Here is a 13,974-nt window from a genome sequence, read left to right on the forward strand (position 1 = left end):
TTCTCCCATAAAACGGGGAGAAGGGATGCCCACATCACACCCGAAAGTCCTCCCATGCCTCTCCAAATTTCCTCGTTTGCGCAGGTCATCACCGCCAAACCCGGTGATAATCTGTTTGCTTTGGCCGCGCTCTATCTTGGCGATGCGACGCAGTGGAATCGCATTGCGGAGGCCAATCTCGCCGCGCTGAATGGTATCGCCGATCCGTTCCTTCCTGCGGGCGCCTTCGTGACCTTGCTCATGCCCCCCGTTCGCAGAAACGCCGGCGGCGGCATCTTCGGTGGCGCATGACGAGCACTGTGCGCAAGCCTACGCTGCAGCTCACACTCGCGGGGACCGATGTGCCCTGCGCGGAATGCAGCGTGGCGCAGACCAAGAAGGGCACGTCCGGCACGTTCAGCGCGAAAGTGCCGCTGAGTGCGCTCGATGCGCTCGGCCTCGGCCTCGATTGGCTCGCGACGCAAAGAAGCGTCGCGGTGAGTGTCGCCTTCGCCAATGATGCGCAGGATTTCGTCTCGATGTTCGTGGGCTCGCTCGACAAGGCGGATGTGGAATTCGGCGGCAGCGGTCAAATGGTCGCGCTTTCGGGCCGCGACGCCTCCGCGCAATTGAAGAACCAGAAGACCAATGAGAAATTCCAGAACCAGAAGCACGAGGACATCGCGCAGAGTATCGCCGGTCGCGCCGGCCTTATGCTCGCCACCGACGGCAACACCGGCATGGCGGGCCGCATCTACACCGCCGAACAGGCGAAGGTGACCGGCAACCAGAACCTGTGGATGCTGCTGCGCGAGATCGCTGAGGCGGAAGGCAAGGTGCATTGCGTCGTCGGCAATACGCTGTATTTCACGACCCTCGACGATCCGTCACTGCCGGTCTATCCGGTCGCCTGCACGCCCGCGAGCCCGAGCGCGGCGGCGCAATCTCTTGCCCAAGTGTCGGTGAAACTAGGGCGCAATTTCGAGGCGGCCAAAAAACATACAGTCAATGTCAATTCTTGGGACCACAAGAAGAAGCAAATGGTCTCCGCGAGCGCGAGCGCCGGTTCCGGCGAGCCGGCGCAGCTCTATCATTATCAGTCCCATCACAAGACCCAGGACCAGGTCGACCGCTACGCGCAAGCGAAGCTGAAGGAGCATACGCGCCATGCTTTCGACCTCACGATCGAGATGCCGGGTGACACCGCGCTGACGCCGCTCCTTCAGATCGCGCTCACCGGAACGAATTCGAGTTTCGATCAGAATTATCATATCGACCAGATCGACCATAAGATAAGCGCGAAGGACGGCTACCGCATGACCATCCAAGCGAAGACCGGTGGGAGTGGCGCAGGCGGCCGCGCGCTGTCGTCTCAACTGCCGTCGAACAACGTCACGGCGGGAAAGCCGGGGACGACGGTGTGAGCTGCAACATAGCCGCGCCACACATGTCGTCCTGAGCTTGACCCGGGATCCAGTGCCATCGCTGCAATGATGCAGGAAAGTCCTGTGCCGCACAGCCAATGATGATTCGTTTGTCGCACGACTCCGGGATCCCGGGTCAAGCCCGGGATGACACCGGGGCCTTCATTGTCGTTCCGTATCAACAAGGCAGCCGATTCCATGTCCTTCACCGAACGCCTGACCAATCTCATTTACCAGTGCATTGATCATTCCATGGCGCGGCGCATGCACCCGCGGATTGGCATTGTGTCAAGCTACGATCCGGCGACCCATAGCGTGAAGCTCCTGCGTCAACCGGAAAATATCGAGACCGGATTCATTCCGCTTCCCTCCCACGCGATCGGCGCCGGCTGGGGCATCGTCACGGGGCCGCAGGTGGGCGATCAATTTGTCATGGGCTTCATCGGCGGCGATGTGGAAGTGCCGTTCATTGCGGGCCGGCTGTTCTCCGATCAGGAGAAGCCGCCGACCGTGCAATCGGGCGAGATCTTGATGAAACACCAAAGCGGTTCCAGCATCGCCATGCGCGCCGATGGCAGCGTCGCGCATAGTTCGGCACAAGGCCTGACAATCGCTGCGGGGCAAGGTGTTACGCTTTCGAGTGGCGCGCCGATGAGCTTCACTGGCGGTGGGAATCTGAGTTGATGGGAACGCCCGTCGCCCGCATCGGCGATCCGATCTCGCATGGCGGCAATGTCACCTCTGGCTCGCCCGATTGGCAGTGCAACGGCCTCGCGATCGCGCGCGTTGGCGACAGCGCGACATGCCTCATCCACGGGCCGGTAACGATCGTTACCGGTTCGCCGAATTATCAATGCAACGGACGGGCGATGGCGCGGGTTGGCTCGCTCTGCTCGTGCGGCGCGACCATCGTTGCCGGATCGCCGAACTGGAACGTGAGCTGACATGGACCTTCATCATCTCTGGACAGGCGACTTAAGCGCGGCGCCGAACGGCGATCTTGCGACCGCCGATGGTTTCAACCTCGGCATGCAGCGCGTGCTGCGCCGGCTGATGACGGCGCAAGGCGAATATATTTGGCATCCCGATTATGGGGCAGGCCTGCCGCAGCGCATCGGCAATGTGCGTGACGACCGGGTGATCGCCGCGATTGTCCGTGCGCAGATTTTCAAGGAGATCTGCGTTGCGCGCAGTCCGACGCCGAAGATCACGCTGCAAAGCATGACCAATGGCCTTATCGTGACGATCCGCTATTTCGACCGTTTCGCGCAAAAGGCGGTGACGGTGACGTTTCCGGTGCAGGCGCGGCCCTACGCGCAATCGCAGCAAGCGGCGCTCAGCGTGGAAGTGCCGAGTTAGGCGGCGTTGTCAGCACCCCTGCCGCGCCGCTCATGTCATCCCGGGTCAAGCTGGGATGACATTGCAGCCTTCGTCGTTCTTCCCATCGAAAGCTCCTTATGGCCAATCTCACCACGCAGAGCTTTTCGCAGCTCGTGCAGAACTTTGCCGCCGCGGTGCAGGCGCGCTCTTCCGACCTCATCGATTTCAGCCAAGGCGCAATTTTGCGCGCCGTGGCGGAGGCCGATGCGGCCAATGCTTTGTGGCTGCAGGCCCTTATCGTGCAGGTGCTCGGGGTTACGCGCGCGCAAACCTCCAATGGCTCGGATCTCGATTCCTTCGTGCAGCAATTCGGCCTCACCCGGCTTGGCGCGGCGAGCGCGACAGGGCAGGTGATCTTCTCGCGTTTCACGGCCAGTACCATTGCGCCATTCATTCCGCTCGGCACATTGGTGAGATCCGCCGACGGCAGCCAGCAGTTCAGCGTCACAGCCGATGCGACCAACACGGCTTATTCCGCCGTGCTCGGCGGCTACACCTTGGCGAGCGGCGCGGCCGCGGTGAACGCGCCGGTCGCGGCACTTGCCGGCGGCACGGCGGGCAATGTGGCGGCCGGTACGATCACGCTGATCGCGAGCACGATTCCGGGCGTCGATACGGTGGTGAACGGCGCGCCGCTCTCAAACGGCGTCGATGCCGAATCCGATGCGGCTCTCCGCAGCCGTTTCGTCGCCTTCATCGGTTCGCTGTCGAAAGCCACCGACGCTGCGCTCACTTACGCGATCCAGAGCCTGCAGGTCGACCTGCAAGTGGCGATTCACGAGAATGTGGATCCCAACGGCGCGAGCGATCCTGGCATGATAACGATCTTTGTCGACGACGGCTCTGGCAATCCGCCGGCTGCGCTGATTGCCGCAGCCAATACCGCCGTGCAAGCGGTGCGCGCCGCGGGCATCCGCGCCAGTGTCTATCCCGCGACGACGCTGCTCGCCAATGTCGCTATGGCGATCACGACCGCGTCCGGCTATGTTCATCAAAATGTCGTGGCGCAGGTCGCGGCGGCGCTTGGCACGGCGATCGCCAATGTGGGCCTTGAAAACACGCTCGCCTACAATCTCCTGCCCTCGATCGCCTTCGGCGTGCCGGGCGTCGCGAATGTGTCGAGCGTCGTGATGAATAGTACAGCCGCTGATCTCGTCCCCGGCTTCGGCCAGACGATCAAGCCTGGTATTGTGAGTGTGACATGAGTTGAGACGCCCATGCCACTTGCGACAGGATCACTCCGAACAGTCGCTTTGCGCTTCCCAATATTGAATCTCCCGCACCCGATAGGCTTCTTGAGGTGTCAAGCGGCCATAGGGAGGAAAACAGCCGACGCCAAACTCAGAGATGGCTCGATCGGTTTTGAAGCAGTAGCCACGCCGCGCGTAGATCGCGTTGCGTTCGTGCCATAGATCGTAACAGGAATAGGCACTTAGCTGCGCCGACGCGTCACCCGATATCAATGTGGTGAGGCACCCCGCTACAATTGCAAATTTATGCCTGCTGGTCATGACCGCGCTCCCAGTCTTCCATGGGCGCATTGTAATATAACCAGCGGCCGCTGCGCATAGGCCTTATGGACGATGACTCTTGGTGATCAAAGTGACATACTGAACCGCTTGCAGGCGCTCGTTCCGGCGTCGTGGTTTCGGGATTCCGATCAGCACGCGAGCGCGCTTCTTGGTGGCGTCGCGGCGAACGAGGCCTTTATCTATAGCCTCGTGCAATTCGCTAAGGCTCAGACGCGGCTGCAAACCGCATCGGACGGCTTTCTCGATCTTCTCGCCTTCGACTATTTCGGCCTTCGCTTTCAGCGCAAGCCGGGCGAGACGGATGCGGCCTGGGCGCTCTCGATTCAGAACGAACTCACTCGGGCACGGGCGACGCGCGGCGCCGTGATCAAGGCGGTGCGCGATCTCACCGGCACGTCGGTCCGCGTGTTCGAGCCGTGGAACGCCGCCGACACTGGCGGCTTCGGCGCCGCCTGGGCCTTGAACGAGTCGGCCTCGGCTTTCGGCTCGACCGCCTATCCCTATACGATCTTCATCACGGCGGTGGAACCGATCGGTGCAGGCATTCCCAATCTCGCGGGTTTGAACGACGCGCAAGGCGGTTTCGGTGCCGGCGAATTCGCCCTCGCTGATGTGAGCCTCACGCAGGGTGCGGTGACCAACCAGAACATCTACGACACGATCAACGCTACCCGCGCGAGCGGCATCACGGCATGGGTCAACATCGGCCCGCCGCCGGTGGCGGGGGGACGGCTGGATATGAGCTTTTATTTGAATGCGACGGCGCTGGCGTGAATGGACTTGCGTTTGAATGTCAAAACCGTTCTAAATCTTTATTGTGGTATGGTCGTATGACTTTATAACCTTTGTCGTTCGCCGACTGCAGGGCGCTGCGGCAAGTGGCCGAGTCGGTGGAATGGATGAAATTTACGTTGATCTATGACGGAGAATTGCCTGCGGGCAGTGGATCACGCGCTAAATATGCATCGCGGATTCGGAATCAGTTTCACGATCAACTTGCCGATCTATGGCAAAGCAATGTTGTTCTCCGACAGCTCGCGCGGACAGCGCGCACAACACCTTATCACTTTGGCGGCGGTTGGTTGGGGGGAGGGCCTCCAAGTTTCGAGCCAATTGAACTCCCGACCTACGAGGACGCGATGCCGCCCCTTCTCGATGGGCAAACTGACTTATGTGGACCTATCGATAAACAAGGAGTGGGAAAGATCATTCCACTTGTGCGTCATTCATTATATCTATTTTGCGATGTTGATATTTTATTTTTGCGACATGATGAGCCGTTCAAGCTCTTAAAGAGGGGCGGCGATCTCGACAACAGGATCAAAACACTATTTGATTCACTTCGTATGCCAGACAACGTGTCTGAGTTGGGAGGTGAAGTCGTCGCTGCTGATCCTCTTTACGTGCTGTTGGAAGATGACGCCCTCATTAAGGGCTTTTCGGTTAAAACTGGAAAGCTATTGGGTGTTCGCAAAGACAAGCCGCATCATGTGCGCTTGACGATTGAAGTTGCCGTTAAAGTCTCTCGTGTTCGCAGCCAAAATATGTGCCTGACCAGCGACTAGCCCTTCGATCGTCTCAATGCACAAAACAGCTTCAAAGAACGACTGATAAATCTTAGCGCTGTTGGGCGACCGGTCCCATAACTCAAACCTCCTTGAACCACTATCCCAACAATTCTTCCAACAGGCCCCACCGGGGCCTTTTTTCATTTTCAGGAACCCTCCATGGATCGCACAATCGTGTACCCCTCCGAGCAGCCCACCGACACATTGTGGCTCAATGCCGAGCGCAACAAGATGATCGCGCTTGGGTGGCTGGCGCAGGGCGTGCTTGGCACGGGCACTGTCGTCGACGGCCTTGCTTGCACGCCGACGACGCCCGCGTCCCTGGCCGTGCAGATCGGGCCCGGTGCGATCTATGCGCAAGTGCCGGTCGATTCCGTGTCCTATGGTTCGCTCGGGATCGACACGGTGGATCAGATCGTCAAGCAGGGCGTTTCGTTGCCCGTCACCGCGCTGACGCTCACGCCGCCCTCCACCGCCGGCCAGGCGATCAATTACCTGATCGAGGCGGAACTCGTCGAGCAGGACACCGGCAATATAGTGCTGTCCTATTTCAACTCCGCCAACCCCGCCATGGCCTTTACCGGGCCCGGCGGTTCCGGCACGGCGCAGCCGACTTTGCGGCAATGCGGCATCAATTTCGTCGCCAAGGCGGGCGTCGCCGCAACGGCGGGCAGTCAGGTCACGCCGGCGCCCGATGCCGGCTATGTCGGCCTCTGGGTGGTGACGGTGGCAAATGGCGCAAGCGCGCTCACTTCGGCGCAAATCGGCTCCTTCGCCGGCGCGCCCTTCATCGCGGTGAAATTGCCGCAAATGCCGGCCTGGGTGCAGGGCGGGACCTATGGCTTCGCGATCGACACCGGCGCGCAGAACGCGATGGTGGTGGCGCTCAACCCGGCGCCGGCGACGATCGGCGCCGGTTTCGAAATGCGCGTGCGCAAGATCGGTACGGCCTCGAACGGGCCGATGACGATTGCGGTCAATGGCGCGCCGCAAGTGGCGCTGGTGGCCGCCGACGGTTCGGCGATGAGCACGACGCAAGTCATGCCCGCCAACTACCTCGCCCACATCGCCTTCGACGGCACCTCGTGGCGCTTCATGAACGGCATTACGGCCTCGGCGGTCGGTTCGCTGTCGGCCTCGTCGGGCGAAGGCATCAACGTCAACGGCTCCGGCGTTGTCGCCCTGAATCTACCGTCCCTGTCCGTCGAGCCCACGGTCGGCAGCACCGACCTGTGGCCGTTCTACTCGCAGAACGACGGGCACCATCGAGTCTTGAGCTGGCTGCAATTGATTTCCGCCCTGCGCGGCTCCTGGCCCGGCACGCTGCAGAACGTGGCCGCCTTCGCCGCGAGCAGCACCTGGAACGCCGGCGCGAGCAGCAAGAGCTTCATCGCCATCGGCTTCGGCGGCGGGGGTGCCGGCGGCTCGTGCCAGAACGGCGTCACTGTCCCCTCCGGCGTCACCAGTTTAGCCGGCACATCGGGCGGCGGCGGCGCGGGCGGCGGATTCCTCGTCTTTGGCAGCGCGGTGTCCTATCCGAGCCTCAGCATCACGATCGGTTCCGGCGGCGCGCCCGTTTCCAACTCCGTCGGCGGGTCCGGCGGCCTCACGAAACTGGGCGCGTTGGCGAGCGCGACGGGCGGCGCGGGCGGTTGGCCGGCGCAATATCAAAGCAACGGCCAGTTCACGCTCGGCTCGGCGGGCGGCGGAGGTTCGGGATCCTTGGGCGCAGGCGTCGCGGGCCTCGCGTGGAACGGCCAGCCGGGCGTTGCCGGTGGCCCAGGCGATGGCGGCCCCGGCGGCGGCACGATGTTCGGCACCGGCGGCTCGAGCGGCGATGACATGCACGGCGTCTACGGCAAGACCGGCGGAAATGGCAGCAACGGCGGCGGCGGCGGCGGGTCCGACCAAGGCGGCCCCGGCGGCAGTGGCGGCAACGGCCTCGTCGTCATTTTTGAATTTGCTTAAGCGGGGGCAACATGTCGTCTTTCGTTCAGGGGCAGCTGCTCACCGCGGCTGCGCTCAATAACGCCTTCGCGCAAACCTTTCCGGCCGGCGGCGTCTCGTCCTATTCGGCCACCTTGCTGAGTGGCGCCAGCCAGACGGCGTGGTTCGCCGCGCTCGGCCTGCCGTCAGCGACGCCCGGCAGCGCCAATGGCCTCGCCACGCTCGACGGCGGCGGGCATTTGTCGCTCAACCAATTGCCCGCCGCCCTTCAGGGCGCGATGACGTATATCGGGACCTGGGACGCAAATGCCAATAATCCGGCGCTTGTTTCCGGCGCCGGCACGAAGGGCTATCTCTACCGCGTCAATGTGGCCGGTTCCACCAGTCTCGACGGCGTTACGCAGTGGAACATCGGCGACATGGCCGTGTTCAATGGCGCGGTTTGGAACAAGTGGGACGGCATCGCGAGCGAAGTGACAGCGGTGGCCGGCCGCACCGGCAGTGTCACGCTCGCCTCGACCGACCTGACCGACAGCACGGCGGCCGGCCGCGCGCTCGTCACTGCCGCCGGCGTTCCCGCCCAGCGCGTCGCCTTGAATATCGACCAGGCGACGACGGTGGCGGATGCCAACCAGACCGTCACGAGTCTGATGGAAGCGGTGGTGTGGACCTCGATCACCGCGCCGCGCACCGCGCAATTGCCCGCCGCATCGAGTCTGAATCAGGGCCAGGCGATCTATATCTTCGACGAAAGCGGCAACTGCTCCCAGACCGTCACGATCACGATTGCCGCCAATGGTTCCGACACGATCAATGGGGCTTCAGGTTACGCCCTGAATTACGCCCGCGCCGGCGTCGTGCTGATGCGCGTCTCCTCCACCAAATGGACCGCCATTTCGGCCAGCTCGCCGCCGACCGATGCGGTCGGTTACCGGAACAAGCTGATCAGTGGCGAGATGGCGATCGATCAGCGGAATGCCGGGGCGTCCCAGACCATCATGGCCGGAGCCGCCGGCCCGACTTATACCGTCGATCGGTGGCACGGGTTCTGCTCTGGCGCAAATGTCACCGCGCAGCGCGTTTCGAACCCTGGCGCCACCGGCTCGCCATCGCAATACGCCTATCAATTTACCGGCGCGTCGGGCGTCACCGGCGTCGGCTTCGGGCAGCGGATCGAAGCGGCCGATTCCTATGACCTGGCCGGTCAGACGGCGACGCTCTCGGTCAATTTGGCGAATAGCCTTCTGACGGCGGTGACGTGGACCGCCTATTATGCCACGACTGCGGACAGTTTCGGCACAGTGGCTTCGCCGACCAAGACCCAGATTGCATCCGGCACCTTCACGGTCAGTGCGGCGACGGCGCGCTATGTGGCGCAAATCGCGATCCCGAGCGCGGCGACAACGGGCATCGAGATCACATTTACGGTTGGCGCGCAAACCAGCGGGACTTGGCAGATTGGGAATGTGCAGCTTGAGGCCGGGACGTATGCGACCGCTTTCGAGCGGAGGAAGCGGGCTGATGAGTTGGCGATGTGCCAGAGGTATTACTGGCAGACGCAAACGTCATTTTCCCCCGTCTCATATTTCTCCGCTTCTGGACAAGGGGCTGCGTTCAGGATGACGCATCCCGCGCCTATGCGCACCACGCCAACTGTGTCGAGCACTTTCGCCACAACCTCCAACATCACGCCGTCAGTCGCGAATCCTAACACGCTTGACTTCCAGATTCAGTTTGTGAGTTTGGGAGCCGGGCAGGGATATTCAACGTACACGTCTGGTAACACAATTAGCGCTGAGCTCTAGTGTTCATTTTGAAAACGCGGCAGCGATCTGCGCGCCGCGCCTTCTTAGTGGCGTCTCCAAGTATTTGTAGTTCAGTTCAGCCAAAAGAGCCATAAGGCTAAAGGTTGCCAATGATGTTATGACAGCGAGAAATTTTTCTGGCACAGTGTCAACGACTGTCTGGAGTGAAGAGATCTTATGTACTAACTGATAGGCAGGGGCCTGCAATAGGTAGAGAGCATATGAGCGGGCCCCGATCCAGACAAGCGTTGGCCTTAATCGGGGAATATTGAATAGCCAATCGCCATCGTACGAGGCTAAGAACACCATCAGTGCCGACATGATTGCGATCATGCCCGTTGCAAATGGTACAATCGCATGTCCAGGAAATTCCTGCGGTTCAGTGACTGCTGCCAGTAAGCCAACCGTGCCGCAGCTGACTATCAATGCGACGTTCCTATTAGACAGGAATATTGGCCTAACAAGTTTATAGAAGTGGGACTGCGAAAATAGGTAAATGCACACTCCTAAAGCTATGGCATCCGTCCTCACGAACCACAGAAAATCGTTCGTCCAAGGAAGCCGAGGAATGGGAAACTGAATCATCACGACAGTCAGCAAAACAAAGGGATGGAACTTGCGAGGTAGAAGAAATAGAAAGGGGAACAGCATATAGAACTGTTCCTCAAGAGATAGACTCCAATAATTGCCAATCATCCCGCAGGCTCCCTGGCCTCCAAGGCACATCCACCAGTGAAAGTTTGCGATCTCCAAAACAGCTGCGATGGCGTCTGAAAAGTTGTTCCAGAAGTGAGCGAGACCAAGGGCTGTGAATTCGATTACCATTATCACAAGCCACAGCCATGCCGAGGGCCACAGCCTGAATATTCGTTTGATCCAAAATTTAGCCGTTGTAACGGCCAAATTGTCCGTACCAGCGAATTGTTCGTAGTAGCTTTTTGCGATTATGTAACCCGAAATGCAGAAGAAAAGATCGACGCCGCTCCAAAGGCCAAAATGCTTCCAATACGCTCCGTAGGCACGAGAACCAACCACCAGAAAGCCGAAATGGTGGAATAAAACAAAAAGGATGGCGATCGCGCGAAGCGTCTCGATATCTTTATTCACTTTTGAGGATGCGAGGTCGCCTTTTACCTCAGTTCCTCTGGCAAAAACTCGCATCTCATTCATAGAAAGCCCCGTCGGAACCCGATTTAAGCACGGAAACGGCCTGACTTTGCTATATTTCTGAACGCGCGCCAAGCTCTAAGCTATCTCTACCGTGCCTCTGAACCCCTTTTTCCGGAAGTGGGTATTCCAGAACTCACCATGGCTTATTCCGCCGCCAGGACAATGACTTATATCGGAGCGTCGGCTCTACAGCTTGCGTTTTAAAGGTGGACATTATTTCACCACGCACCCTATTCTCGACGCCAATTGATCGGAATGCCTGTTGGCGGGGGTACTATGACGAAAAGTGGAAGCGTTCGCGGTATTTTTGGCTCTCTCATGAAGGGAGGTGGCTCTCGCATGGAGGCTGCCAAGCGGGCGAGTGCGGAATCGGATACCCAGCGTCTTTATGACGGTGTCGAAGCGCGGCATAAGGAATGGTCCGTTATCGCCAGCCTGGACGACGCGGTTTCTTCGCCAAATCGGCGCCTCTTTGAAGTGTCGCTTCTGGCGATCGCTTTGGCGCGTCATGTTGAACTGACGGTATTTGACGATCGCAATTCGGACGAGCCACGTTGGTTTGAGAATTGGCCCGGCGAACATTACAAATTGCTGGTCGGCTTGGTTCGCGCGACTGCCGCGAAAAACATCATTGAAATTGGCACTTATACCGGCATGGGGCTCTTATCGTTGGCGCAGGGCCTTCCGAACGGTGGATCGATCACGAGTTTCGACATCGTGCCGTGGGATACGTTCGATAAAACCTGGCTTAGGAAGAGTGATTTTGCGAGTGGGAACGTTCGGCAGGAAATTCACGACATTTCCGGAGCCGACGGTCTAAAGCCCTATCTGGAGTTGTTTGAAACCGCGGATTTTATTTTCGTTGACGGTCCGAAAGATGTTGCCACCGAGGCAGCCATATTGCGGAACCTCGAGACGGTGACCTTTAAGAACGACCCAATCATCATGTTCGACGATATTCGAGTCATGAACATGGTGTCGATTTGGCGAAAAATTGCCAGGCCGAAGCTGGATCTGACGTCATTTGGGCACTGGAGCGGGACTGGGCTCATCGATTGGAGTGGTCGAGCAGACTAAGTGCCAGGCAGCGCTCTCGGGGATGCCTCCACTTTCGCGAGGACGCTACGGCATTGTCAAATACCGCTCGTCTCGGTTCGGTGGCGGCCGGAGCCGTTTCTTACCCCGCCGGTGAGGACTCCAGGGCGCGGCGAGCGTCGTGTCCAGGCCTAAGCCTTTCGGTCAGGTTGCATTGCCGCCTCACCCGAAAGCACGAAACGATGCTGTGCGGAGTCTCACAGAGTTGTGAAGGCGTTAGCGCTATTCTTCCTGTCAGCGTCGAACCGGCGGCTTGAGAAACCGCTGGGGTGCTCTAAATTTCCACATGAGGCGCGTCGTTTCGGATGCTCCACAGCTTCCCGAAATGGCCGCCGAACTTAAGGAGTTGCGGCCATGTTCGCAACGTCACGCTCGCTGCGCCATCTCGTCTTGGGCGGGGCTGTATCGCTTTTCGCGCTTCTTCCGGGGCTTGCCCATGCGCAGGACCAGGGGCAATGCTGGGCGCGCACCGACGCGCAGAATATGCTGGAGCAGCAAAGCCTGCATGTGGGCGCCGGCCTACGCACTTTGAGCGGCTCGAAGGCGGAATCCTTTCTGGCGGTGGTGAACGCCACCGGCGAGCCGACCGATTTTCACGCCGAGGAAATCACCATCGTGTTGTTGCCGCAGACGCATACGGCGCTGGTCTTTCTCACCAACCACGGCTGTACCGATCCGGGTCCGATCTCGATCGGTGCCGAGCTCTTGCTGAAGGCCTACAAGGCCGCCATGATGCTCGACGTTTAAGCTGAAAAGTCATTTCCAAATCTGTCCGCTGTGAGCCGCCCTTTTGGGCGGCTTTTGTTTTGGAGCATCCATGGCCGTCGATAATTTTGCCAATTGCCTTGCTTTCACCCTCAAATACGAGGGAGCTTTCGTCGACAATCCGCATGATCCAGGCGGCCCGACCTGTTGCGGCATTACGCAGGCGACGCTGTCGCATGAACTCGGCCGTAAGGCGAGCCTTGCCGAAGTGCGGGCGTTGCAGCCGCAAAGCGGGCTGGTGAAAAACATCTATATCAAAAAATATTGGAACCTGATCGACGGCGATAGGCTCGCCGAAGGCGTCGATCTGATGGCGTTCGATATTGCCGTGAACATGGGGCCAGGGCGGGCGTTGCGCTGGCTCGCTCAGACAGTGTCGCTTAATCCGTCCGCGCGCGTCCGCCGGTTGCACGCCGTGCGGCTCGGCTTTTGGAAGCGGTTGAAAATCTGGGCGCATTTCGGCCGCGGCTGGACGGCACGGGAGGTGGCGTGCGAGCGGCTGGCGCTCACCATGGCGACGGCGCCGGTGCTGGCACCGGCTTTATGAAAGCCGCAACGTCATCCCGGAAGGCGAGCCTGGGACGATGGTCGCTGGTATCCCGCGAGGCTCAGGCTCTGCGCATGGAGATGTGATGTCGGATCACTTCGCGCACGACGAAGGCGAGATATTTCTCGGCAAAGTCCGGATCGAGCTCGGCCGATTTTGCGAGCTGGCGCAGCCGCGCGACTTGTTCCTCCTCGCGCTTCGGATCGGCGGGCGGCAAATCATATTTTGCTTTCAGCGCGCCAACGCGCTGGGTGTAGCGGAAGCGCTCGGCCAGGATGTGAACAACCGCCGCGTCGATATTGTCGATGCTTCGGCGCAGTTCCTGCAGTTCTTGCAACGGTTCGTTGGTGAGGGACATGGAGCTCTTCCTTGGTTCTCGTCCCGATTTATAGCCAGCGTCGGCGCGGCGCAACAAGGGCTTGGCACGTATCGGCACCACTGCGGCGGGGCGTCATGTGCGCCATGGCCGCGCTCACCCATCCGCGCCGGGCGGTCCTCCGGCAATTTTAAGAAGAAGCGAAAGAGTATTGCATGAAGGGGTATCGCACATTGGTTTTTAACGCGGCTGTCGCTCTCGTCGGCGTGGCGCAGGCCTTCGACTGGACCTCGGTGCTTGGCGGCCAGCAGGCCGGCGTCATCGTAACCGGCATCGGCATCGTGGGCATGGTTCTGCGATCCGTCACCACGACGCCGCCGCTGACCGGCGGCAAGTAACAGCGACAAACCGATCATTCCAACAGCTGCGTCGCCGCTCGCGCCGCG

The 13,974-nt window shown here is 60.1% G+C and carries 17 protein-coding genes; 14 read left to right on the top strand and 3 right to left on the bottom strand.

Annotation, left to right across the window (positions count from 1 at the left end; genetic code table 11):
* The first annotated feature begins 54 nt into the window (after positions 1-54).
* From V9T28_RS06915 to V9T28_RS06940, 6 genes are all read left to right on the top strand, one after another.
* Positions 55-291: a LysM peptidoglycan-binding domain-containing protein gene (locus tag V9T28_RS06915; protein WP_116398288.1), complete on the top strand. Its 237-nt coding sequence runs from the start codon at positions 55-57 to the stop codon at positions 289-291.
* Positions 292-299: 8 nt separating this feature from the next.
* Positions 300-1,403 carry a phage late control D family protein gene (locus V9T28_RS06920; protein ID WP_210210402.1) on the top strand — a complete coding sequence of 368 codons (1,104 nt, stop codon included), beginning with the start codon at positions 300-302 and terminating at the stop codon, positions 1,401-1,403.
* A 165-nt stretch (positions 1,404-1,568) separates the two neighbouring features.
* The gene (locus V9T28_RS06925) at positions 1,569-2,087 is read left to right on the top strand and encodes a phage baseplate assembly protein V (protein WP_147306349.1); all 519 of its coding nucleotides are present in this window, start codon (positions 1,569-1,571) and stop codon (positions 2,085-2,087) included.
* On the top strand, positions 2,087-2,347 hold the full coding sequence (locus tag V9T28_RS06930) for a PAAR domain-containing protein (protein WP_116398291.1): 261 nt from the start codon (positions 2,087-2,089) through the stop codon (positions 2,345-2,347). The genes V9T28_RS06925 and V9T28_RS06930 overlap by 1 nt, the downstream gene beginning before the upstream one ends.
* A gap of 1 nt (position 2,348) precedes the next feature.
* Entirely contained in the window at positions 2,349-2,762 is a 414-nt protein-coding gene (locus V9T28_RS06935) for a phage tail protein (protein WP_116398292.1), read from the top strand.
* Positions 2,763-2,860: 98 nt separating this feature from the next.
* Positions 2,861-3,988 (top strand): baseplate J/gp47 family protein, encoded by a 1,128-nt coding sequence (locus V9T28_RS06940; protein WP_116398293.1) that lies wholly within the window; start codon positions 2,861-2,863, stop codon positions 3,986-3,988.
* 30 nt (positions 3,989-4,018) lie between these two features.
* On the opposite strand, the gene V9T28_RS06945 is transcribed toward V9T28_RS06940, so the two are convergent.
* Entirely contained in the window at positions 4,019-4,294 is a 276-nt protein-coding gene (locus tag V9T28_RS06945) for a YARHG domain-containing protein (RefSeq protein WP_116398294.1), read from the bottom strand.
* Between the two features lie 72 nt (positions 4,295-4,366).
* On the opposite strand from V9T28_RS06945, the gene V9T28_RS06950 reads away from it, so the two are divergent.
* The 4 genes from V9T28_RS06950 (at position 4,367) to V9T28_RS06965 (ending at position 9,635) form a co-directional block, all read left to right on the top strand.
* Entirely contained in the window at positions 4,367-5,089 is a 723-nt protein-coding gene (locus V9T28_RS06950) for a hypothetical protein (protein WP_147306350.1), read from the top strand.
* A gap of 125 nt (positions 5,090-5,214) precedes the next feature.
* Positions 5,215-5,880 carry a hypothetical protein gene (locus tag V9T28_RS06955; protein WP_147306351.1) on the top strand — a complete coding sequence of 222 codons (666 nt, stop codon included), beginning with the start codon at positions 5,215-5,217 and terminating at the stop codon, positions 5,878-5,880.
* 162 nt (positions 5,881-6,042) lie between these two features.
* A complete protein-coding gene (locus V9T28_RS06960; RefSeq protein WP_116398298.1) occupies positions 6,043-7,851 on the top strand; it encodes a hypothetical protein in 1,809 nt (602 codons plus the stop codon).
* 11 nt (positions 7,852-7,862) lie between these two features.
* Positions 7,863-9,635 (top strand): hypothetical protein, encoded by a 1,773-nt coding sequence (locus V9T28_RS06965; protein ID WP_116398299.1) that lies wholly within the window; start codon positions 7,863-7,865, stop codon positions 9,633-9,635.
* Between the two features lie 3 nt (positions 9,636-9,638).
* On the opposite strand, the gene V9T28_RS06970 is transcribed toward V9T28_RS06965, so the two are convergent.
* The gene (locus V9T28_RS06970) at positions 9,639-10,805 is read right to left on the bottom strand and encodes an acyltransferase family protein (RefSeq protein ID WP_116398300.1); all 1,167 of its coding nucleotides are present in this window, start codon (positions 10,803-10,805) and stop codon (positions 9,639-9,641) included.
* Positions 10,806-11,144: 339 nt separating this feature from the next.
* Between V9T28_RS06970 and V9T28_RS06975 the strand changes: the two genes are divergently transcribed.
* The 3 genes from V9T28_RS06975 to V9T28_RS06985 all read left to right on the top strand — a co-directional run bounded on the left by V9T28_RS06975 (position 11,145) and on the right by V9T28_RS06985 (position 13,212).
* The gene (locus V9T28_RS06975) at positions 11,145-11,882 is read left to right on the top strand and encodes a class I SAM-dependent methyltransferase (RefSeq protein WP_116398301.1); all 738 of its coding nucleotides are present in this window, start codon (positions 11,145-11,147) and stop codon (positions 11,880-11,882) included.
* Between the two features lie 372 nt (positions 11,883-12,254).
* Positions 12,255-12,647, top strand: a complete 393-nt coding sequence (locus V9T28_RS06980; protein ID WP_116398302.1) for a hypothetical protein — start codon at positions 12,255-12,257, stop codon at positions 12,645-12,647.
* Positions 12,648-12,717: 70 nt separating this feature from the next.
* Positions 12,718-13,212 carry a glycoside hydrolase family 108 protein gene (locus V9T28_RS06985; RefSeq protein WP_116398303.1) on the top strand — a complete coding sequence of 165 codons (495 nt, stop codon included), beginning with the start codon at positions 12,718-12,720 and terminating at the stop codon, positions 13,210-13,212.
* Between the two features lie 61 nt (positions 13,213-13,273).
* On the opposite strand, the gene V9T28_RS06990 is transcribed toward V9T28_RS06985, so the two are convergent.
* On the bottom strand, positions 13,274-13,570 hold the full coding sequence (locus V9T28_RS06990) for a chorismate mutase (protein ID WP_116398304.1): 297 nt from the start codon (positions 13,568-13,570) through the stop codon (positions 13,274-13,276).
* Positions 13,571-13,743: 173 nt separating this feature from the next.
* Here V9T28_RS06990 and V9T28_RS06995 point away from each other — a divergent pair, with 173 nt between their 5' ends.
* Positions 13,744-13,926: a hypothetical protein gene (locus V9T28_RS06995; protein ID WP_116398305.1), complete on the top strand. Its 183-nt coding sequence runs from the start codon at positions 13,744-13,746 to the stop codon at positions 13,924-13,926.
* The last annotated feature ends 48 nt before the right edge of the window (positions 13,927-13,974 follow it).

The organism is Methylovirgula sp. 4M-Z18, assembly GCF_037890675.1.
Classification (GTDB): domain Bacteria; phylum Pseudomonadota; class Alphaproteobacteria; order Rhizobiales; family Beijerinckiaceae; genus 4M-Z18.